Raw genomic sequence first — 18,491 nt, forward strand, 5'->3', positions numbered from 1 at the left:
TTTTTGAGGTTTCAACTTTTTAAAACCTAAAGAAATAGGTATTTTTGTTGAAAATGTAAAGACCAAAATGAAAACACTAAAAGATTTTAATTTCGAAAATAAAAAAGCAATTATTCGTGTAGACTTCAATGTGCCGTTAAATAACGAGTTTCAAGTAACCGATACCACAAGAATTCAAGCGGCAAAATCTACTATAATTGATATTTTAGAACAAGGAGGAAGTTGTGTTTTAATGTCTCATTTAGGGCGTCCAAAAGGATTTCAAGAGGAATTTTCTCTAAAGCACATCGTAAAGTCTGTAATAGATATTATTGGATGCAATGTAAAATTTGTTGAAGATTGTATTGGTGATAAAGTGGAAGAAGCGGTTGCAAATCTAGAATCTGGAGAAATTTTACTCTTAGAAAATCTTCGTTTTTATGAAGAAGAAACAAAAGGTGATGTTCAGTTTGCTGAAAAATTATCAAAATTTGGCGATATTTATGTAAATGATGCGTTTGGAACTGCACATAGAGCGCATGCATCAACAACAATTATTGCACAGTTTTTTGAAGAAAATAAATGCTTTGGAAATTTATTGGCAAGAGAAATTGAAAGTATCGATAAGGTTTTAAATAATTCAGAAAAACCAGTATTGGCAATTTTAGGAGGTGCAAAAGTATCGTCTAAAATTACAGTGATTGAAAATATTTTAGACAAAGTAGATCACCTTATTATTGGTGGTGGAATGAGTTTTACTTTTGTAAAAGCACAAGGTGGAAAAATTGGAAATTCTATTTGCGAAGATGACAAAATGGAATTAGCGCTAGATATTTTAAAACAAGCCAAAGAAAAAGGAGTAGCCATTCATATTCCTGTGGATGTTGTTGCTGCAGATGATTTTTTTAACGATGCAAACCAGAAAGTTTGTGACATTGATGCAATTCCTGATGGTTGGGAAGGTGTTGATGCTGGGCCAAAATCTAGAGAAATTTTTGATGGAATTGTAAATAAATCTAAAACTATTTTGTGGAACGGCCCTTTAGGTGTCTTTGAAATGGAATCTTTTGCTGCGGGAACAATTGCATTAGGACATTCTATAGACAAAGCCACTCAAAACGGTGCGTTTTCTTTAGTAGGCGGTGGAGATTCTGTGGCGGCAGTAAAACAATTTGGTTTTGCAGATAAAGTAAGCTACGTTTCTACTGGAGGTGGCGCTATGTTAGAAATGTTAGAAGGAAAAACGTTGCCTGGAATTGAGGCAATACTAAAATAAAAAGCCCATCCTAACCTTCCCAAAGGGAAGGAACACTCAAGAGAAAGTCACTATTTTTCTTGAATATAATTTATTTTGATAAGCGTATAATCTTTAAAAATTATACGCTTTTGTTTTGAATACAAATATGCTTTAATTTAGCAAAAATAATTATTAAAATGTAGACAAGTAATTTTTTAGGCAGAGTCAAACCTGCAAAAATCTGTATCCACTTTTTTTATTACCCAATTACATTTACACATCAAAAAATATGAAATATACAACATTACCAAACACCCATATAAAAGTTAGCAAAATCTGTTTAGGAACCATGACTTGGGGAAATCAGAATACTCAAGAAGAAGCTTTTGAACAAATGGAGTATGCGTTAGCACAAGGCGTAAACTTTTTTGATACCGCAGAACTATATCCTGTTCCTGCAACTCCAGAAACCTATGCAGAAACAGAAAGGATTATTGGAAACTGGTTTGCTACAACTGGCAATAGAGACAAAGTAGTATTGGCAAGTAAAATTGCGGGTGGTGGTGATTATACAAAGCATGTAAGAACAGGTGGTTTTACCAAGCAAAATATCACAGAAGCTATTGAAGGAAGTTTAAAACGCTTGCAAACAGATTATTTAGATTTGTATCAATTGCATTGGCCTTCACGTGGTGTTAATTGTTTTGGAACAAGAGATTATCCTTATAAAACGGCTTCTGCAGCAGCAGAAAATCATTTAGAGATTTTAGAAATTTTAAACGAGTTTGTAAAAAAGGGAACCATAAAAGCGATCGGACTTTCCAACGAAACTCCTTGGGGAACTATGAAATATTTGCAAAGTGCAGCAGCTAATAATTTAGTAAGGCCTTCTACAATTCAAAATTCTTATTCTATGATTCATAGAGCCTATGAATATGGAATGTCTGAAGTTTCAATGAGAGAAGATATCGGTTTGTTAGCATATTCACCCTTAGCACAAGGTGTTTTGTCTGGTAAATATTTAGACGGGAATTTACCTGAAGGTGCAAGAGGAACCTTGTTTCCACGTTTTATAGCACGTTATATGGGTGATGGATCTTTAGAAGCGGTAAAAAGATATGAAGCGATTGCTAAAAATGCAGGAATTACATTATCTGAAATGTCTTTGGCATTTATAAATCAATTGCCATTTGTGACGAGTAATATTATTGGTGCTACAAAAATGAGTCAGTTAAGAGAGAATATTAATAGTATCAATATTAATTTATCGGAAGAAATTCTAAAAGAAATTGAAGAAGTTCATGCAGCTATTCCAAATCCTGCGCCGTAATTGAGTTTGTAGTATTTCAGTATTCAGTTGGCAGTAAATAAAAAAAGTCCGAAGTAATTCATTTTACTTTGGACTTTTTTATTTATGATTTCTGCCTTTCGACTTTTCGACTTCGCTCAAGATAGACTTTGGTAGGAGTCTATTTTAAGGGAATAATTTATAAATATCTTCTCGTTTTAAAAAACGAGCAATGGTAATTGTTTCATCAGAATAAAAGATTCCTAATCTATAATCGCCAATTCTAATTCTGTAAGCGTCAGAATATCCAGACATTGATTTCACATTATTAATTTCTGATAAGTTTTCGGATTTTTTTAAATCAGCAACAACTTCAGCTAATTTTAGTTTTAACTTACTATTTTTAATTTTGTTTACATCTTTTAAAGCTTGACGTAAATAAATAATTTCCATTATTTTAAGGCATTTAAAAACTCTTCCTCACTAACAGTGTCTGTTCTATCTGCTTGTTGCATTAAAAGTAAAAGGCCTAAATCTTCTTTTTGTTCTTGGGTTAAATTATCTAATTGTTCTTTCTCTTTTATTTTTACAAACAATTCAATAGCCTTTTCCATCAAGGCTTTTACACTTAATCCTTCAAAAGCGGATAGTACTTTTAGTTTAGTGAGAATAGCATTATCTATTTCTATCAATTTTTTCATTTTACTATTTTTTTCATATGGATAAACAAATATATAAAATATATATAATATATTTATTTCAAGAAAAAATCCAATGAGATTTATTTTCATCAGATTATTATTTGTTTGCCATTCTTGCCTCTCGACTTTGCCTAAGATAAACTCTGGCAGGAATCTATTTTTTATCGCTTGAAGCCTGTCTCCAAAAAAAAATGTTTCTATTCTGAATCAACCAACTTTATAGCACTCGCTATAAATCTGCCGTTTTTAACAACTCCAACCAGTTCACCTTTTCGAATCACTTCACAAAAACCAGTATGTTTGTCGTGCGCATCTCCAAAATCATCAATAGAAAAACCATCAACAAAATAAGCTTTGTCGTCTATACGAACGGCTAAACTACAACCGTTTTCAGAATCTAAATCAAACTGACATTGACCACATGATACTTCGGCAATTTGTTTGATTTCTTTTTTATTTGAGCAAGATGCTAAAATTAGGAAACTTAAAAGGAGTATTTTTTTCATGATTTCTTTATTTAGTTTTATAGTCTTGAAGCAAGTTCAGCTTTAATATTTTTCATGTTCATGAATTGCAAGGGTAAAATTGCTCCACAAGAAATAGCAACACCAAAGAGTGCAACAAAAGTTCCGTTATTTTCTTTCGTTACCATTCCATAAATAGTAATTGATAAAAGTAAAATGATAACTATAGATAAAGCAATTGTAATTGCTTTTAACAAATATAAGTTAGATTGTAATTGAGCCGTTGTTTTATCGTTAAAGCTATTTTCTTTCATTTTATTATGACCTTATTTTACACAGCAGTAGCGTTAAAACATACTGCCTTCCTATAAAAATTACTAAAAACAATAAACTATCAAACTTTCCCCTTCGGGGGAAATGTCCTTTAGGACAAAGGGGCTTTCCAAGAATCTCTCAACCCAACCGTTTTATTAAAAACCAAATGCTCAGCAGTCGAATCATCATCTACATTAAAATACCCTAAACGTTGAAACTGAAAACGTTCGCCAATTTTTGCAGATTGTAAACTTGGTTCTACAAAAGCATTGATAATTTCTAAAGAATTAGGATTTATAAACTCCATATAATCTTTGTCTTTATGAGCATCTGGTGCTTCCTCTAAAAACAGTCTATCATAAGCCCTTACTTCTGCTTTTACCGCATGTTTTACAGAAACCCAATGCAAGGTTCCTTTTACTTTTCGCATACTTTCTTCGGTTCCACTTCCAGATTTTGTTAATGGATCATAGGTACATTGAATTTCAATTACGTTTCCATTTTCATCTTTTGTACAACTATTAGCCGTAATAAAATACGCATTTTTTAAACGGACTTCTTTTCCTAATTTCAAACGGAAAAATTTCTTATTCGCTTCCTCTCTAAAATCTTCTTTTTCTATATAAATTTCTCTCGAAAATGGCACTTCTCTAAAACCTGCACTTTCATCTTCTTGATTGTTTTCTGCGCTTAGCATTTCTTCTTTTCCTTCCGGATAATTGGTAATGACAACTTTTACAGGATCTAAAACAGCCATTACTCTATTGGCTGTTTTATTTAAATCTTCCCGAATTTTAAATTCTAAAAGCGCCACATCAATTACATTTTCACGTTTAGAAACCCCAACCGTTTCAATAAAATTTTTGATGGATGCTGGCGTATACCCACGTCTTCGCAAACCAGAAATGGTTGGCATTCTTGGATCGTCCCAGCCAGCAACAATTCCGTTTTCAACCAAAGTTAACAATTTACGCTTGCTCATAATGGTATAGCTCAAATTCAAACGAGAAAATTCTCGTTGTTTTGGCGGATTTGGATATTCAGATTTGGCAAATTTATATACATGGTCTCTAAACCAATTGTACAATTCTCTGTGCGGTTTAAACTCTAAAGAACATAAAGAGTGCGATATTTGTTCCAAATAATCACTTTCTCCATGCGTCCAATCATACATTGGGTAAATACACCAATCAGACCCTGTTCTATGATGCTCTTTATACATAATTCTATACATCAGCGGATCACGCATGAGCATATTATCGCTGGTCATATCAATCTTTGCACGCAACGTATGTTCGCCTTCTTTAAATTTTCCATCTTTCATTCCTTGAAACAATGCCAAGTTTTCTTCTACAGATCTGTTTCTAAAAGGACTATTGGTTCCAACTTGTGTTGGCGTTCCTTTTTGCACACGCATTTCTTCAGAAGATTGCGAATCTACATAGGCTTTCCCATCTTTAATCAATAAAATAGCCCAGTCATATAACTGCTGAAAATAGTCTGATGAGTATCGTTCTTCTGCCCAATTGTAACCCAACCAAGAAATATCATTCTTAATGGCATCTACATATTCTTGCTCTTCTTTTGCCGGATTGGTATCGTCAAAACGCAAATTTACAGGTGCATTGTATTTTTCACCCAAACCAAAACTAATTCCGATTGCTTTGGTATGACCAATGTGTAAATATCCGTTGGGTTCTGGCGGAAAACGGAAACGTAAATTTTCTTTTGGCATTCCATTTGCCAAATCTTCTTCAATAATTTGCTCTAAAAAATTAAGCGATTTTTTCTCTTCAGACATCGTTTTACATGAAAAAATTAAGTGGTAAAATTACATAAAATATTGCATTGCAATTGAGAGTTTTGTAACAAAATTGTAAATTCAACAACTAATCATAAAACACTATTTACCATGAGCGATCAAATTAGAAATTATACCTGTCCTAAATGCAACTCAAAAACGTATAAATTAGGGCAAATGCGTGCCACTGGAGGTACATTTTCAAAAATATTCGATATCCAAAATCAGAAATTTACCAGCGTAACTTGTGGGCATTGTACCTATACAGAATTTTACAAAACCAAAACAAGCGGAATTAGTAACGTTTTTGATTTTTTTACGAGTTAGTGAAATTCAATTTTAAGAAACTTACAAGACGAACTTAAAATTGTAAGTGGAACTAATACCGAATTTATTTCGGAATCTTATGACTAAAATTGAGCTTATCGAAATATGGGCGCCTGTCTGCCGCAGGTAGATTCCCTTTCAGGTCAGGCTTTCCACTGTAGTTTTTTTATGCTGAATTTATTTCAGCACCCCACTTTCAATAGAAGTAACTTAATTATTTGTACAGATGCTAGTCGAGTTCAGCATAAAAAAAGCTGTCGTTTCAATCTTTAACGCAGACCTATTTACCAGTTAAAGTTTTCTAAAAATGGAATTTACTATTTATTAATTATCGTAAATTTGCAAGTAATGAAAGATGAAGAAAAGAAACCAGACTTAGTAGTTTTTAATGAAGAAACGCAACAATACGATGCCGCTTTAAAACCCTACGGAACTTCCGCAAGTTCGCCAGTAATTAAACCCTTAAACACCGCAAGTTGGAAAAATGATGGAATACAGCGTGTCAACAAGCAATTAAAATCGAAGTTCGACGAGGTTAAAAAAGAGTACGAAACCTTAATGCAAAAGTTTCAGTATAACGATTTAATTTACAATGCAAAGTTTAATTTCGAGCCAATTTTTGGTGAGAATTATCACTTATATCATAATAAAAATAAAGAACCATTTTTGTCGATCATTTCCCCAGAACAGTGTAGCTTTGAGTTCTTGGGATCTTTTAGATTAAATACAGACAAAATGTGGGAAAAGATTGATTTAGATGATAATTCCAATGTCAGTTCGAGCGCAGTCGAGAACTAATTTGGTCACTTTATTATTTCTATTCAGCTCTGTGTGACATTAACACTTAAATTAAACTTAATTGGGAATCATAAAAATAAATAACATCAAATTGTATGCTTTTCATGGTTGTTTAGACGAAGAAGCAAAAATTGGTTCAGAATATCGCGTAGATGTTGAAGTTAAAGCCAATTTAAGAAAATCTGCAAAAACAGATAATTTAGCAGATACAGTAGATTACGTGCATTTAAATCATATTGTAAAAGAAGAAATGGCCATTCGTTCGAAGTTATTAGAAGAAGTAGCACAGCGCATTTTAAATAGGTTCTTTAAAGAACTTAGAATGATTCGAAAAGCGACTGTTGCTGTGTCAAAAATAAATCCGCCAATGGGTGGTAATGTAGAAGAAGTGGTTATTATTCTCACAAAAAAGCGATAACACAAAAAAATACTTGCAATACTTGTAAATTTGCGTAAATTTGCAATCCTTAAAATAGATTTCTGTTACCCAATCAAGTTGGTTACAAGGAATAACAATATTAGGTTTCGAAGTAAACTTCGATTAAATTTTCAAGGTGTCTTGGCCGAGTGGCTAGGCAATGGTTTGCAAAACCATGTACAGCGGTTCGAATCCGCTAGACACCTCTAAAACGTTTCAAGAAATTGAAACGTTTTTTTTATGAAAAATTTTCATCTTCCCGTTAAATCACCTCTAATAGTTCCTTTTATATAGAAGTGTCATCTCGTTGATTTCAGATTTACAGGTAAAGACGAATGTCTAAAACTAAATAATGGCACTATATATGTTGTTAATGAAAGTATTATATAAGTATTCTGAATTCTAAAAGTGCGATTTAGACAAAATTTATTATTTTATTATGCTAAATTAGCAGTATATTTTCAACGAAAATCAATTTTATGAAACAACTATTATGTAAAGTATGCTTACTTTTTAGTCTATTTGCTAGTACAAGTCTATTAGCACAAGAATTAGTTGCAGAAAAGGGAAGTTTTGGAGTGGATGAACAACATAAAATGATTGTTTGGCATGTTTCAAATTTAGACGCTGTTAAGACTACCCAAAAAAAATTGAATAGGATAAGATTTCATAAAAGCTTCAAATTAAAAGAGGCTACCATAGACAGCCTTTCCTATACAAAAAGAATTGCTGTATCCAATGGAGATACGTATACATTGTATATTTCTAAGCTTCCATTGATTCACTTAGCAGTAGATACTTCTAAAATAAAAAGTAATTTTAAAATACCAGCTTATTTTACATTGTTCAACAATAATAAATATATTAAAACTACCACTGGTGTGAGATATCGTGGAAATTTATCGTTGTCTTTTGCAAAAAAGTCATTCGATTTAGAGTTTTGGAAAGATAGTATTAGCGAACAGGAAATTGATATAAAATTAAACGGTTTACGGTCTGATGGTGATTGGATTTTGGATGCGATGTTTAACGAGCCCTTACGTTTGCGGTCTTCTGTAGTAACTAATTTATGGACTAAAATTCACAAACCTTACTATTCAAAAAAAGAGCCGAAAGCAAAAAGTGGTTTTGAAGTTAGCTATGTAGAAGTATTTCTAAATAATAAATATCATGGTATTTATCAACTTTCTGAATCTATAGACAGAAAACAATTAAAGCTAAAAAAGAATGTAAAAAGCACTGTTAATGGCGAGTTATTTAAAGCAAACTCTTACAAAGGTGGCCCCGATTTTACAAAATCGCCCGAAAAATATGATGATCATTTAATTTTTTGGAATGGCTGGGCAACGAGTTATCCGTCTGATATTTATCAATTTAGTTGGAGAAATTTAGCTGAATTTTCAAATTTAGTGGTGCATGGTTCAAATGAGGAATTTCTTAAGAACATAGAAAATAAGGTTCAAATTTCTAACGCAATAGATTACTATCTTTTTGTAAACTTATTACAAGCAACAGATAATCTCGGAAAAAATTATTATTTAGGAAAGTATGATAAAAACGAGCCTTACTTTTTTATTCCATGGGATTTAGATGGTGTTTGGGGAATTATTCAAGACGGAATTCCTGTATGGGATACAAATGACGCACTAGAGAATGGTCTTTTAAAAAGACTATTAGAAGTGAATCCAAATGGTTATAAAGAGAAAGTAAAAACAAGATGGGCAGAATTACGATCAAAAGAATTTAGTAACAAAGCGCTATTTTCAAAAATTAACAAGATTTATAATAAATTCACTGTTGAAAAACTCTACGAACGTGAACAATTGGTTTGGAAGAACAAATTAAACGAAACTACAAATGAAGCTCATTATGACCATTTGAAAACATGGCTAACAAAAAGGTTAAACTTTCTTGATGCCCACTTTAAAAACTTATAATTATTTTAAAAGTTCTTTTCTAGCGTTGGCATCAATTATAAATTCTTTATGATTTTCTATCAATAACCCTTGAGTTTTACTTGAAAATTTTTTATTTCCATGTCTTACATCGGTTCTTATGATTTTTCCATTAAAATCGGTAGATACTTTTTTTACAAACGTATGGCCAACTACTATTTTTTCTGACTTGTAATAGTTTAAAATACTGTCAAGTTCTAAAACAGTAATTTTTTTATAATTAGGTCTTTTAGTAAAAAAACCCCTGTACCAAAGAGGCCCTCTCGAGTTAAATAAAAATCTAACAACACTTTCTTTTGATCTGTTTTTATTTCGAAAGTCTATACGCGCCAAATTATTTATGTCTCTTAAACTTAATTTATAATTTAAAATTTTAGGACTCAAACCCGCATGAACAAAAATATAATTGCCTATTTTTTCAATTATATTTTTTGTTGTTAACCATTTTCCTAATTCAGAATTTACAGAATACATATACTTAAGCGCTTCTTTCTTATCCTTTATTTGACTTATTTCTTGAGCAGCTTTGATATATTTTTTACGGTTATACCTATAATCACCATTAAAATTAAGTATTTCATGATTTCCCAAGATAAAATGCACAACACCATTATGTTTTTTTGCTTGCTGTTCAAGCTTGTATATTAACCATAAAACTTGCGTGACATTTTTACCTCTATCTACAAAATCTCCAACTAAAACTAAATGTCCATCGCCGTACATCCAATTATGATTTTCATCAATTAACTGATTGGAATATAAGAAGCCAGCGAAAGCTTCATAGTTACCTTCAATATCAGAAATTACGACCATTTTTTTTGGTAAGTCATAATTTGTTTTAGGAATTGTATACTTTTTTTCTAAAGAAACGTAGAATTCATTTTGATCTTTATTATCTACACGAACAATGATTGAATCTTTATTAAATTTAGGTAGAATTACAAGTCTATTTCGTGAATCTACTCGAAATAAAGTATCGTTAATGATATACGGCCCATCATTACCATTATATAACGGTATGTTTTTCTTTTTTTTGCTAACGCTATCTGTTTTTAGTAATTTATCTAAGATGTCTTTTTGAGCAAAACATTTTGTATTGGTTATAAATAAAAAGAAAATTCCTAAGTAATAGAAGTAGAGAGCGCTGTTTTTTAAGGATGTAGTTTTCATTTTTTTAAGGGGAATTTAGAATAAATTAATAAATTTTATAGAGGTTAGTAGCTAGTTACTTATTAAAAATAATAATTAACTAACGATGTCTGGTTGTCCCGAAATTTCGGGAGCAGTCGAAACCTATATAAAGCAGACCAATATTTCTCGATAGCTTTGCTAGCTACTTTCAATGAAAATACATTTTCATTTTAGTAATGCTACCATTGACGTAGCTTGTAAGTTACTGTTTTACAAATTATTAATATATGTCTGGTCGAGCGCAGTCGAGACCTCATTAAAACCTCTCGAAAACTGCGTTTGCTACTTTCAATCAAAAAATATTTTGATTTCAGTAATGCTCGAGGAGACATTACGTCATTCCAACCGCTTGATAAAAATTTTTCTCGGGTCTCGAACGGACAATAACGAATAACTCAAGTGTCTGGTAAACAGTATTTTAAAATTTGAACTTAGTATGTATTTAACTACTGATCTCTAAAATTGTAATCATGTAAACGTTAAAAATAAACATAATATTTCAATTTATTTTAATATTCAAAAAACGTGCCTGAATTATAGAAATCATTAATAGAGTAAATAAAATTTAATCAAGTATATTTTACTTAGGTGTGTCAATGTAATTTTGTTTTTCATTTCTCTTAGCATTTCTAATTTTATTCGTTTTAAAAATGCTTGCGTTCTCTCAAATTTGTAAATAACCTTCCAGTTTATCCATAAATCTGTTTTCAAAATAGATGATTTAAGTTGGGATGCAAACTCTAAAGGAAAGATACTTCAGTCAAGCGACTATCGGTTTTATATATCATATTAGGCAATATAAATGTTAACAGAATTAAACTAGAAACCTTAGTTCATTGAGATAGTAAACTCGAAATTAATTATTGAGCTGCAATTGTATTACCTACTTCTTTTTTTTCCAAAGACCTTCCATTTCTTCTAACGTTTTCCCTTTGGTTTCAGGAACATATTTTAGGATGAATAGCATGGCTAAAACACTCATAACACCATACACCCAATAGGCAAAACCATGGTTAAATAGCCCTGTTAAATACGAATTGTCATTCATCATTGGGAAGGTTAAAGAAACTACATAGTTAGAGATCCACTGGGCTGCGACTGCAACAGCTAGTGCTCTTCCTCTTATTTTATTTGGAAAAATTTCTGCTAATAGTACCCAAGCAACAGGTCCCCAGCTCATTGCAAAACTTGCTACATACAACATCATACAAAACAATGCGAAGTAGCCTGTGGCACCAGAGAAAAAGACAAAACCTAAAGAAATCATAGCTACTGCCATACCTAAGGCACCGATAATCATTAATGGTTTTCTACCATATTTGTCTACAGTTTTTACAGCGATAATGGTAAATAAGAAGTTTACAACGCCTACAATAATAGTCATTAACAAGGCACTATCTGTACCTGAAGAAATTGTTTTAAAAATTTCTGGCGCATAATATAAAACTACATTGATTCCTACAAATTGCTGAAAAACAGAAATTAAGACTCCAATAATAATTACGAGCCACCCAAAAGATAAAATATGTCCTGAAGTTTTTTCATTCATCGAATTTTCAATTTCTGTCAAAATCCTATGACCTTCTTCTTGACCGTTTACCTTTATTAAAACTTTTAACGCCGCTGTTGGCTTGTTGCGCAATACTAATGAGCGTGGTGTATCTGGTACAAAAAATAACAATCCTAAAAATAAACCAGCAGGAATTATTTCTGATGCGAACATCCATCTCCAACCCACAGCATTTAACCATTCATCTGAACCACCACTTCTAGAAATAAAGTAATTGACAAAATACACCACCATAAAACCACCAACAATGGCTAATTGATTGAAAGAAACCAATTTTCCTCTACTTTTAGCAGGTGCAATCTCTGCAATATACAACGGTGATAACATAGATGCTAAACCAACGCCAATACCTCCAATAATTCTGTAGACAATAAAAATTGTTGAAAATGTATGATCTAACTCGCCAATGGGTGCTAAAAACATTTCTGGCATTGCAGAACCTAATGCAGAGATTAAAAATAAAATAGCTGCAAGTATCAGTCCTTTTTTTCTTCCTAGTTTTTTACTTACGATGCCTCCAAAAATACCTCCAATAATACATCCTATTAATGCACTAGACACTAAAAAACCTTTAAAAGCACTTGCCGCAGTTTCAGAGAGTCCTTTTGGCATTACAAAAAAACTATCTAAAGAACCTACCGTTCCTGAGATTACACCTGTATCGTAGCCAAATAGTAAACCTCCTAAAGTGGCTACTAATGTAAGTTTAATTAGATATGCTGAATTTGTTGATTGAGCCATGATTTTAGTTTTAGACCTAGACAGATCATTAGTAAGAAGTTGTATTGATGTTGAATAACCCAGACCTCACAGGTTTTTAAAACCTGTGAGGTCTTTAGTGAGTTCTATTATTAGTTTTAAATGTATTGATTGATAATATTTTCAAATAATTCTTGCTTTCCGCTCTGTAAAGTCAATTCACCGTTTTCTTGAGCGATGCTGTACAAATCTTTAAGGTCTAATTTTCCAGCTTCAAAAGCTGCACCTTTTCCTGCATCAAAAGAACGGTATCTTTTTTCTCTTAAAGATTTGTAAGACGAAGAAGTCATAATTTTATCCGCAGTAATTAAAGCTCTTGCAAAGGTATCTGCGCCACCAATATGTGCGTGAAATACATCTTCCATATCTGTTGAATTTCTTCTGATTTTTGCATCAAAATTAACACCGCCACCTTGTAAACCTCCAGCTTCTAAGAAAACCAACATGGCTTCTGTTGTTTCTTGAATATTGTTTGGAAACTGATCTGTATCCCAACCATTTTGGTAATCTCCTCGGTTGGCATCGATACTTCCCAACATGCCTGCTTTGGCTGCAACTGCCATTTCGTGTTGCATGGTATGTTGTGCTAACGTTGCGTGATTTACTTCGATGTTCATTTTAAAATCTTGGTCTAAACCATATTCCTTTAAGAATCCAATGGCTGTTGCCGCATCAAAATCATATTGGTGCTTCATTGGCTCCATGGGTTTTGGCTCTACAAAGAACGTGCCTTTAAATCCTTGTGCTCTTGCATAATCTCTTGCCATGGTTAAAAACTGTGCCATGTGGTCTAATTCACGACCCATATCTGTATTTAACAAAGACATATATCCTTCTCTACCTCCCCAAAACACATAGTTTTCTCCGTTTAGTTTTATAGTGGCATCTAAGGCCAATTTTACTTGTCCACCAGCTCTTGCCATTACATTAAAATCAGGGTTTGTTGCAGCCCCATTCATATAAAGCGGATTTGAAAAACAGTTGGCTGTTCCCCACAATAATTTTATGCCACTGTCTGCTTGTTTTTCTTTGATATAATCTGTAATAGTGTCTAATCTTTTTTCAGATGCTGCAAACGTTGCACCTTCTTGAATTAAATCGAAATCATGGAAACAGAAATACTCAAAGCCCATTTTGTTGATAAATTCAAACGCTGCATCTGCTTTGTCTTTTGCTGCTTGAATGGCATCTGATGATTTGTCCCAAGGAAAATTCTGTGTCCCAGATCCAAAAGGGTCAGAACCTTGTCCGCAGAAGGTATGCCAGTACGCAATGGAAAATTTAAACCATTCTTTCATGGGTTTTCCGGCAACTATTTGCGCTGGATTATAGTATTTGAATGCCAAAGGATTGTCTGATTCCTTTCCTTCAAATTTTATTTTGCTAATTCCTTTAAAATATTCTTTAGTTGCCATAATAAAGTGTGTAATTGTTTATTTATTTAATCTTTTGCTATTAGCCTTTGGGCATTGGCTTTTGCCAAAGGGAATCGCTAAAGGCTATTATTATTATTATTATTTATTCAACACGAGTTCTAACTCTTTTTTCCATTTTTTATAGGCTTTTAGATAGGGCTTTTTATCTTTAAATGGCACAAACGTCATTACATGATCATTATCCATAATTGTTTTTCCAAACTTTTTAAAACCTCCTTTGTGCAAATCGGCTGCTCTTGCTGCGCCTATTGCGCCTGTGGTGTTGTAAATTTCTATTTCTTGTTCTATTAGAGTGGCTATTGTATTTGCGAAAATTTCTGAACGAAATAAATTGTCATTTCCTGTTCTTATAACCGTTGGATTAATTCCATCTGATTTTAAAATTTCCATTCCGTAGAAAAAAGAGAATGCAATGCCTTCTAAAGCGGCTCTACAGATATGACCTTTGTGATGATTGTTGAGGTTTATATTTACAATTCGAGTACCTATTTCTTTGTTATTTAGCATTCGCTCTGCACCATTTCCAAACGGAATGAAACAAACACCCTCTGAACCTACAGGAATTTCTGACGCCAAAGAATTCATCTCTTCATAAGAGTCCACTGCCAAATTATTTAACAGCCAGCGATATTGAATTCCTGCGCCATTGATGTTTAACAATTTTCCGATTTTTGGGTTCGATTTGGTGTAGTTTACATGCGCAAAATTGTTAACTCTGGTATTTTCTTTTCCTGATAAATTATCTGTAATGGCATATACAACGCCAGATGTTCCTCCAGTAGCAGCGACCTCGCCAGGATTAAAAACGTTTAGTGAAAGTGCATTATTTGGTTGGTCTCCTGCTCTGTAATATATTGGTGTTCCTGTGGCAATGCCGCTTTCTTTTTCGCCCTTTTTATTTACGAAAGATTGAATGCTAAAAGTAGCTACAATAGCTGGCACCAAACCTTTGTGAATTCCGTAATATTCTAATAGAAAATTTGCAATAGCATCGTTTTTAAAATCCCAAAAAACACCTTCTGATAAACCCGAAATTGTGGTGTTTATTTTATTTGAAAATTTATAAGCGATAAAATCTCCGGGCAACATAAATTTATAAATTTGTTTATAAATGTCTGGTTCGTTATCTTTTACCCATTTTAATTTTGATGCTGTAAAGTTCGCCGGAGAATTTAATAAATGCGCAGCACATTTGTCTTCACCCATTTCCTGGAAAGCCGTATGGCCTATTTCTACGGCTCTACTATCGCACCAAATAATACTTTTACGCAGTGGATTTCCTTGTTTATCTACAATAACCAAACCGTGCATTTGGTAAGAAATACCAATACCTTTTATTTGAGCTCTGCTAACCTTAAATTGTTTTTTTAGCTTTGTAATTGCGTTACAAACATGTAACCACCAATCATTTGGATTTTGTTCTGCCCAACCATTTTTTTGCGCAAACATGCTCATTTCTTTTTTGGGTTCTTGCACAACGCCTAAACTCTTTCCAGAAGAAACCTCAACCAAAGCTGCCTTTATAGAAGAACTTCCAATATCTAGTCCTAAATAATAAATCATTACAATGAGTCTCTTAATATTAATTTTGTAGGAACATTATGTTGCATCGGCTCATTTTGAAGCACAAATGCTGCAGCTTTTGTTCCTAATTCTACGAAATCTGTTGAAATGACAGAAATTCCTTTGTAAATAAATTTTTTCATAGGTGTTTCATTATAGGATAGAAAGCCAACATCTGCTCCTGGCTCTAATTTTTTAATTCTACACTGCTCTAAAAAAATACCTAATATTCTATCACTAGTGCTTAAATATGCCACCTGTTTTTCTACCAAAAACAAATTTGGATCTGTTACTATTTCATAGTCTAAATGAAATTGTTTACAATATTTTTTAAAATAAGTGATGGTTTCTTTGGGATGATAGGTATATGTTGGAAATACAAATACTAATTTTTTATATTTTTTAAAAACGGCTAAAGCACCTTTTAAAGCTTTAAAAAAAGCACTCCCAAAATCTTGGAATACGTAATTATGTTTCCCATTCGAGTGAACATTCCAATCTATTAATAAGAGTTTTTCATTGTCAATATCTGATAGAACAGCAGGAACCTCATCATGGTTAAAGGTCATCACTATATATTTATAGTACTTTCCTTTGCTATTATTTAAAATGATCTTAAAATTATCAATATTATAATGATGAAATTGTACATCTGTTACAATATTATCAGGTAAATTTTTAATGAAAGAATGGTAAAGAACTTCTTTGTAAGCCTTAAAAGTATCTAAAACAAGCAATATTTTTCGCGTTTTATTTGCCACATAATATCCTTTATTGGGAACAGATTTTATGATGCCCTGCTTTTTTAAAATAGCATAGGCCTTAAAAACAGTATCTCTAGAAAGCTGGTGTTTATTACATAGTTGATTTACAGAAGGTAAGGGGTCACCGATGTTCAAACTATCATTGGCAACTTCTTTACTTATAGCATTTACTAATTGTTGGTACTTTGGTATTTGACTTTGACTTTTAATCTTAAAATTTACGTTCATAAATACATGCTGTTCTGTTCTGGTAGGTAAATATAAAAAAATAATTTACACGAATTAAATATCTCATTCTGTAAATGCTTTTATCTAGAAATCAATCGCTAATTACAACTTAATCTGTTTTTGAAATTTTCTTGGAATACTATTTATGGTCTTAATCTGAATGTTTTTATAAAATACCTCTGCAGCTTCAGACTGAATTTGAATTTTTCCTTTGGTTAGTGGAACAATTTTACCCTCAGCATTTTTATATCTAGAATTGTACAAAGCCATCACCACTTTACCATTTACAATATGATAACTGGTTCCTTCAAAACAAACCAATTCTAAGGTGTTCCATTCGCCATGTAAATTTTCATTATCAAACCCTTTATTGGCATGATTTGGTGGGGAACGTTGCAAACTGGAAAACGGATGTAACACCCCATCTTTAACATATGTAAATTCTTTTTCACCTGCTTTTTTTTCTGATGGAATATCTATTAAAACGCCGCTTAACCCATAGTAATCCCCTACATCCGTTTCTTGCACTTGAAATTCTTGTGAAGACATCCAAACATTCCAAAACGATGTATAAGCACCATAGCAATGGTACAAAATTCCACTATCTTTTTTTTTAAGTAAACGAGGTTCCCAAATTTGTTCTCCCCATTTAAATTCTAATTTTAGATGATAGTTTTCATATTCTACTTTTGAAGTGAATGCTCCATAAATTTCTCCTGAAATGTGCAGTACTTGTTCTCCATCTATCGTTTTAAAAGTAAATACATTTTTAGGATCATTATTTAAACCCAATGGCTCTGAATACTTACCGTTACTATTGAATGCTATATTTTCTATACCTTTTACAGTAGCATGAGGTACGCCTATAAAAACATCCCAATTTTTAGAAACATCGCCTGCCAAAAGATGTGTCCATTTTTTTCTAGAGGGCTGTTTTATTTGTTTTAGATCTGCTGCCCAAAGAATGGCTTCTTTTATCATTTTTTTAAAACGAATATCTTTGTAAGATTCCTTGGTATGTCCTAAGCCTGTATAAAAAATACGACCACCATCATAGTGATGATACCAAACAATCGGATGGTTTTTAGTACGCATCTGTTTGCCTTTGTAAGAAGTTTCATCTACAGATGCTAAAACATTTACATGTTTGGCAACAGGCTTTAAAAAATTGTACCATTCGTCTTTAAATACTTCTTCTTTTTTTAAATGATGAATTGCAGGATGTTCACTAGATGTATCAATATGTAAAGTAGCATTTTGTACTTTTGGATGGTCTTTAAAAGTAGCACCAATCATATCTGTAAACCAGAGCCATTCTTTTTCAGTATCTGATGCTGCATGAATACCTACAAAACCATTCCCATTTGCTATGTATTTTTGAAACGCCTTTTTTTGCTTTTCATCAAAAATATTTCCTGTTGTATTTAAGAAAACTACAACATTATAATTCTTTAAATTTTCTGAAGAAAAATCATTCGCATCTTCAGAAAAATGAATGCTCCAATTAGTTTCTTTTTTTAAAGAGGAGAAAAATTGAATTCCAGCGGGAATAGATTTGTGTCTAAAAGCTGCTGTCTTTGAAAATACTAAAACAGCAGGTTCTTTTTGTTGAGAAAAATTTTTACTTATAATTAGAGACAATACGATAAAAATAATTTTCTTGAAATTCATAGCTAGTCATTTTGGTTTGAAAAAAA

Annotated in this window: 17 protein-coding genes and 1 tRNA gene; 7 read left to right on the forward strand and 11 right to left on the reverse strand. The window is 32.3% G+C overall.

Annotation, left to right across the window (positions count from 1 at the left end):
• The first annotated feature begins 67 nt into the window (after positions 1-67).
• Positions 68-1,255, forward strand: coding sequence for a phosphoglycerate kinase (locus Q0998_RS15555; RefSeq protein WP_299671462.1), 1,188 nt, complete (start codon positions 68-70; stop codon positions 1,253-1,255).
• A 250-nt stretch (positions 1,256-1,505) separates the two neighbouring features.
• Positions 1,506-2,546, forward strand: coding sequence for an aldo/keto reductase (locus Q0998_RS15560; protein ID WP_299671464.1), 1,041 nt, complete (start codon positions 1,506-1,508; stop codon positions 2,544-2,546).
• A gap of 144 nt (positions 2,547-2,690) precedes the next feature.
• Here Q0998_RS15560 and Q0998_RS15565 read toward each other — a convergent pair whose 3' ends face one another.
• The 5 genes from Q0998_RS15565 to Q0998_RS15585 all read right to left on the reverse strand — a co-directional run bounded on the left by Q0998_RS15565 (position 2,691) and on the right by Q0998_RS15585 (position 5,785).
• A complete protein-coding gene (locus Q0998_RS15565) occupies positions 2,691-2,957 on the reverse strand; it encodes a type II toxin-antitoxin system RelE/ParE family toxin (RefSeq protein WP_299671467.1) in 267 nt (88 codons plus the stop codon).
• A complete protein-coding gene (locus Q0998_RS15570; RefSeq protein ID WP_299671469.1) occupies positions 2,957-3,205 on the reverse strand; it encodes a hypothetical protein in 249 nt (82 codons plus the stop codon). Before Q0998_RS15570 ends, Q0998_RS15565 begins: the two co-directional genes overlap by 1 nt.
• 197 nt (positions 3,206-3,402) lie before the next feature.
• Positions 3,403-3,711 (reverse strand): DUF6370 family protein, encoded by a 309-nt coding sequence (locus tag Q0998_RS15575; protein ID WP_299671471.1) that lies wholly within the window; start codon positions 3,709-3,711, stop codon positions 3,403-3,405.
• A gap of 17 nt (positions 3,712-3,728) precedes the next feature.
• Positions 3,729-3,983 carry a hypothetical protein gene (locus tag Q0998_RS15580; RefSeq protein WP_299671472.1) on the reverse strand — a complete coding sequence of 85 codons (255 nt, stop codon included), beginning with the start codon at positions 3,981-3,983 and terminating at the stop codon, positions 3,729-3,731.
• A gap of 110 nt (positions 3,984-4,093) precedes the next feature.
• Positions 4,094-5,785 carry a glutamine--tRNA ligase/YqeY domain fusion protein gene (locus tag Q0998_RS15585; protein ID WP_299671474.1) on the reverse strand — a complete coding sequence of 564 codons (1,692 nt, stop codon included), beginning with the start codon at positions 5,783-5,785 and terminating at the stop codon, positions 4,094-4,096.
• Positions 5,786-5,896: 111 nt separating this feature from the next.
• Between Q0998_RS15585 and Q0998_RS15590 the strand changes: the two genes are divergently transcribed.
• From Q0998_RS15590 to Q0998_RS15610, 5 genes are all read left to right on the forward strand, one after another.
• Positions 5,897-6,112, forward strand: coding sequence for a zinc ribbon domain-containing protein (locus Q0998_RS15590; RefSeq protein WP_299671476.1), 216 nt, complete (start codon positions 5,897-5,899; stop codon positions 6,110-6,112).
• 348 nt (positions 6,113-6,460) lie between these two features.
• Positions 6,461-6,910, forward strand: a complete 450-nt coding sequence (locus Q0998_RS15595) for a DUF2452 domain-containing protein (RefSeq protein WP_299671478.1) — start codon at positions 6,461-6,463, stop codon at positions 6,908-6,910.
• Between the two features lie 61 nt (positions 6,911-6,971).
• Complete coding sequence (folB, locus tag Q0998_RS15600) at positions 6,972-7,328, forward strand: dihydroneopterin aldolase (RefSeq protein ID WP_299671480.1); 357 nt, start codon at positions 6,972-6,974, stop codon at positions 7,326-7,328.
• 135 nt (positions 7,329-7,463) lie between these two features.
• Positions 7,464-7,534 (forward strand) — tRNA-Cys (locus Q0998_RS15605).
• 273 nt (positions 7,535-7,807) lie between these two features.
• On the forward strand, positions 7,808-9,265 hold the full coding sequence (locus Q0998_RS15610; protein ID WP_299671482.1) for a CotH kinase family protein: 1,458 nt from the start codon (positions 7,808-7,810) through the stop codon (positions 9,263-9,265).
• Here the strand turns inward: Q0998_RS15610 and Q0998_RS15615 are convergent, their stop codons facing one another.
• The 6 genes from Q0998_RS15615 to Q0998_RS15640 all read right to left on the reverse strand — a co-directional run bounded on the left by Q0998_RS15615 (position 9,266) and on the right by Q0998_RS15640 (position 18,465).
• Entirely contained in the window at positions 9,266-10,453 is a 1,188-nt protein-coding gene (locus Q0998_RS15615) for a metallophosphoesterase (protein ID WP_299671484.1), read from the reverse strand.
• 904 nt (positions 10,454-11,357) lie between these two features.
• Positions 11,358-12,785 carry a D-xylose transporter XylE gene (gene xylE, locus Q0998_RS15620; protein WP_299671487.1) on the reverse strand — a complete coding sequence of 476 codons (1,428 nt, stop codon included), beginning with the start codon at positions 12,783-12,785 and terminating at the stop codon, positions 11,358-11,360.
• 116 nt (positions 12,786-12,901) lie between these two features.
• Positions 12,902-14,218 (reverse strand): xylose isomerase, encoded by a 1,317-nt coding sequence (xylA, locus tag Q0998_RS15625; protein WP_299671489.1) that lies wholly within the window; start codon positions 14,216-14,218, stop codon positions 12,902-12,904.
• A gap of 99 nt (positions 14,219-14,317) precedes the next feature.
• The gene (locus tag Q0998_RS15630) at positions 14,318-15,799 is read right to left on the reverse strand and encodes an FGGY family carbohydrate kinase (RefSeq protein WP_299671559.1); all 1,482 of its coding nucleotides are present in this window, start codon (positions 15,797-15,799) and stop codon (positions 14,318-14,320) included.
• A 2-nt stretch (positions 15,800-15,801) separates the two neighbouring features.
• Positions 15,802-16,794: a GntR family transcriptional regulator gene (locus Q0998_RS15635; RefSeq protein WP_299671491.1), complete on the reverse strand. Its 993-nt coding sequence runs from the start codon at positions 16,792-16,794 to the stop codon at positions 15,802-15,804.
• A gap of 102 nt (positions 16,795-16,896) precedes the next feature.
• Positions 16,897-18,465 carry a ThuA domain-containing protein gene (locus tag Q0998_RS15640; protein ID WP_299671493.1) on the reverse strand — a complete coding sequence of 523 codons (1,569 nt, stop codon included), beginning with the start codon at positions 18,463-18,465 and terminating at the stop codon, positions 16,897-16,899.
• Between the last annotated feature and the right edge of the window lie 26 nt (positions 18,466-18,491).

This window comes from uncultured Polaribacter sp. (assembly GCF_947501385.1).
Classification (GTDB): Bacteria; Bacteroidota; Bacteroidia; order Flavobacteriales; family Flavobacteriaceae; genus Polaribacter.

Excerpts from the sequence above, each read along its gene's own strand:
- Q0998_RS15555 (WP_299671462.1), top strand. The coding sequence starts at position 68 with ATGAAAACACTAAAAGATTTTAATTTCGAAAATAAAAAAGCAATTATT.
- Q0998_RS15560 (WP_299671464.1), top strand. The coding sequence starts at position 1,506 with ATGAAATATACAACATTACCAAACACCCATATAAAAGTTAGCAAAATC.
- Q0998_RS15565 (WP_299671467.1), bottom strand. The coding sequence starts at position 2,957 with ATGGAAATTATTTATTTACGTCAAGCTTTAAAAGATGTAAACAAAATT.
- Q0998_RS15570 (WP_299671469.1), bottom strand. The coding sequence starts at position 3,205 with ATGAAAAAATTGATAGAAATAGATAATGCTATTCTCACTAAACTAAAA.
- Q0998_RS15575 (WP_299671471.1), bottom strand. The coding sequence starts at position 3,711 with ATGAAAAAAATACTCCTTTTAAGTTTCCTAATTTTAGCATCTTGCTCA.
- Q0998_RS15580 (WP_299671472.1), bottom strand. The coding sequence starts at position 3,983 with ATGAAAGAAAATAGCTTTAACGATAAAACAACGGCTCAATTACAATCT.
- Q0998_RS15585 (WP_299671474.1), bottom strand. The coding sequence starts at position 5,785 with ATGTCTGAAGAGAAAAAATCGCTTAATTTTTTAGAGCAAATTATTGAA.
- Q0998_RS15590 (WP_299671476.1), top strand. The coding sequence starts at position 5,897 with ATGAGCGATCAAATTAGAAATTATACCTGTCCTAAATGCAACTCAAAA.
- Q0998_RS15595 (WP_299671478.1), top strand. The coding sequence starts at position 6,461 with ATGAAAGATGAAGAAAAGAAACCAGACTTAGTAGTTTTTAATGAAGAA.
- Q0998_RS15610 (WP_299671482.1), top strand. The coding sequence starts at position 7,808 with ATGAAACAACTATTATGTAAAGTATGCTTACTTTTTAGTCTATTTGCT.
- Q0998_RS15615 (WP_299671484.1), bottom strand. The coding sequence starts at position 10,453 with ATGAAAACTACATCCTTAAAAAACAGCGCTCTCTACTTCTATTACTTA.
- xylE (WP_299671487.1), bottom strand. The coding sequence starts at position 12,785 with ATGGCTCAATCAACAAATTCAGCATATCTAATTAAACTTACATTAGTA.
- xylA (WP_299671489.1), bottom strand. The coding sequence starts at position 14,218 with ATGGCAACTAAAGAATATTTTAAAGGAATTAGCAAAATAAAATTTGAA.
- Q0998_RS15635 (WP_299671491.1), bottom strand. The coding sequence starts at position 16,794 with ATGAACGTAAATTTTAAGATTAAAAGTCAAAGTCAAATACCAAAGTAC.
- Q0998_RS15640 (WP_299671493.1), bottom strand. The coding sequence starts at position 18,465 with ATGAATTTCAAGAAAATTATTTTTATCGTATTGTCTCTAATTATAAGT.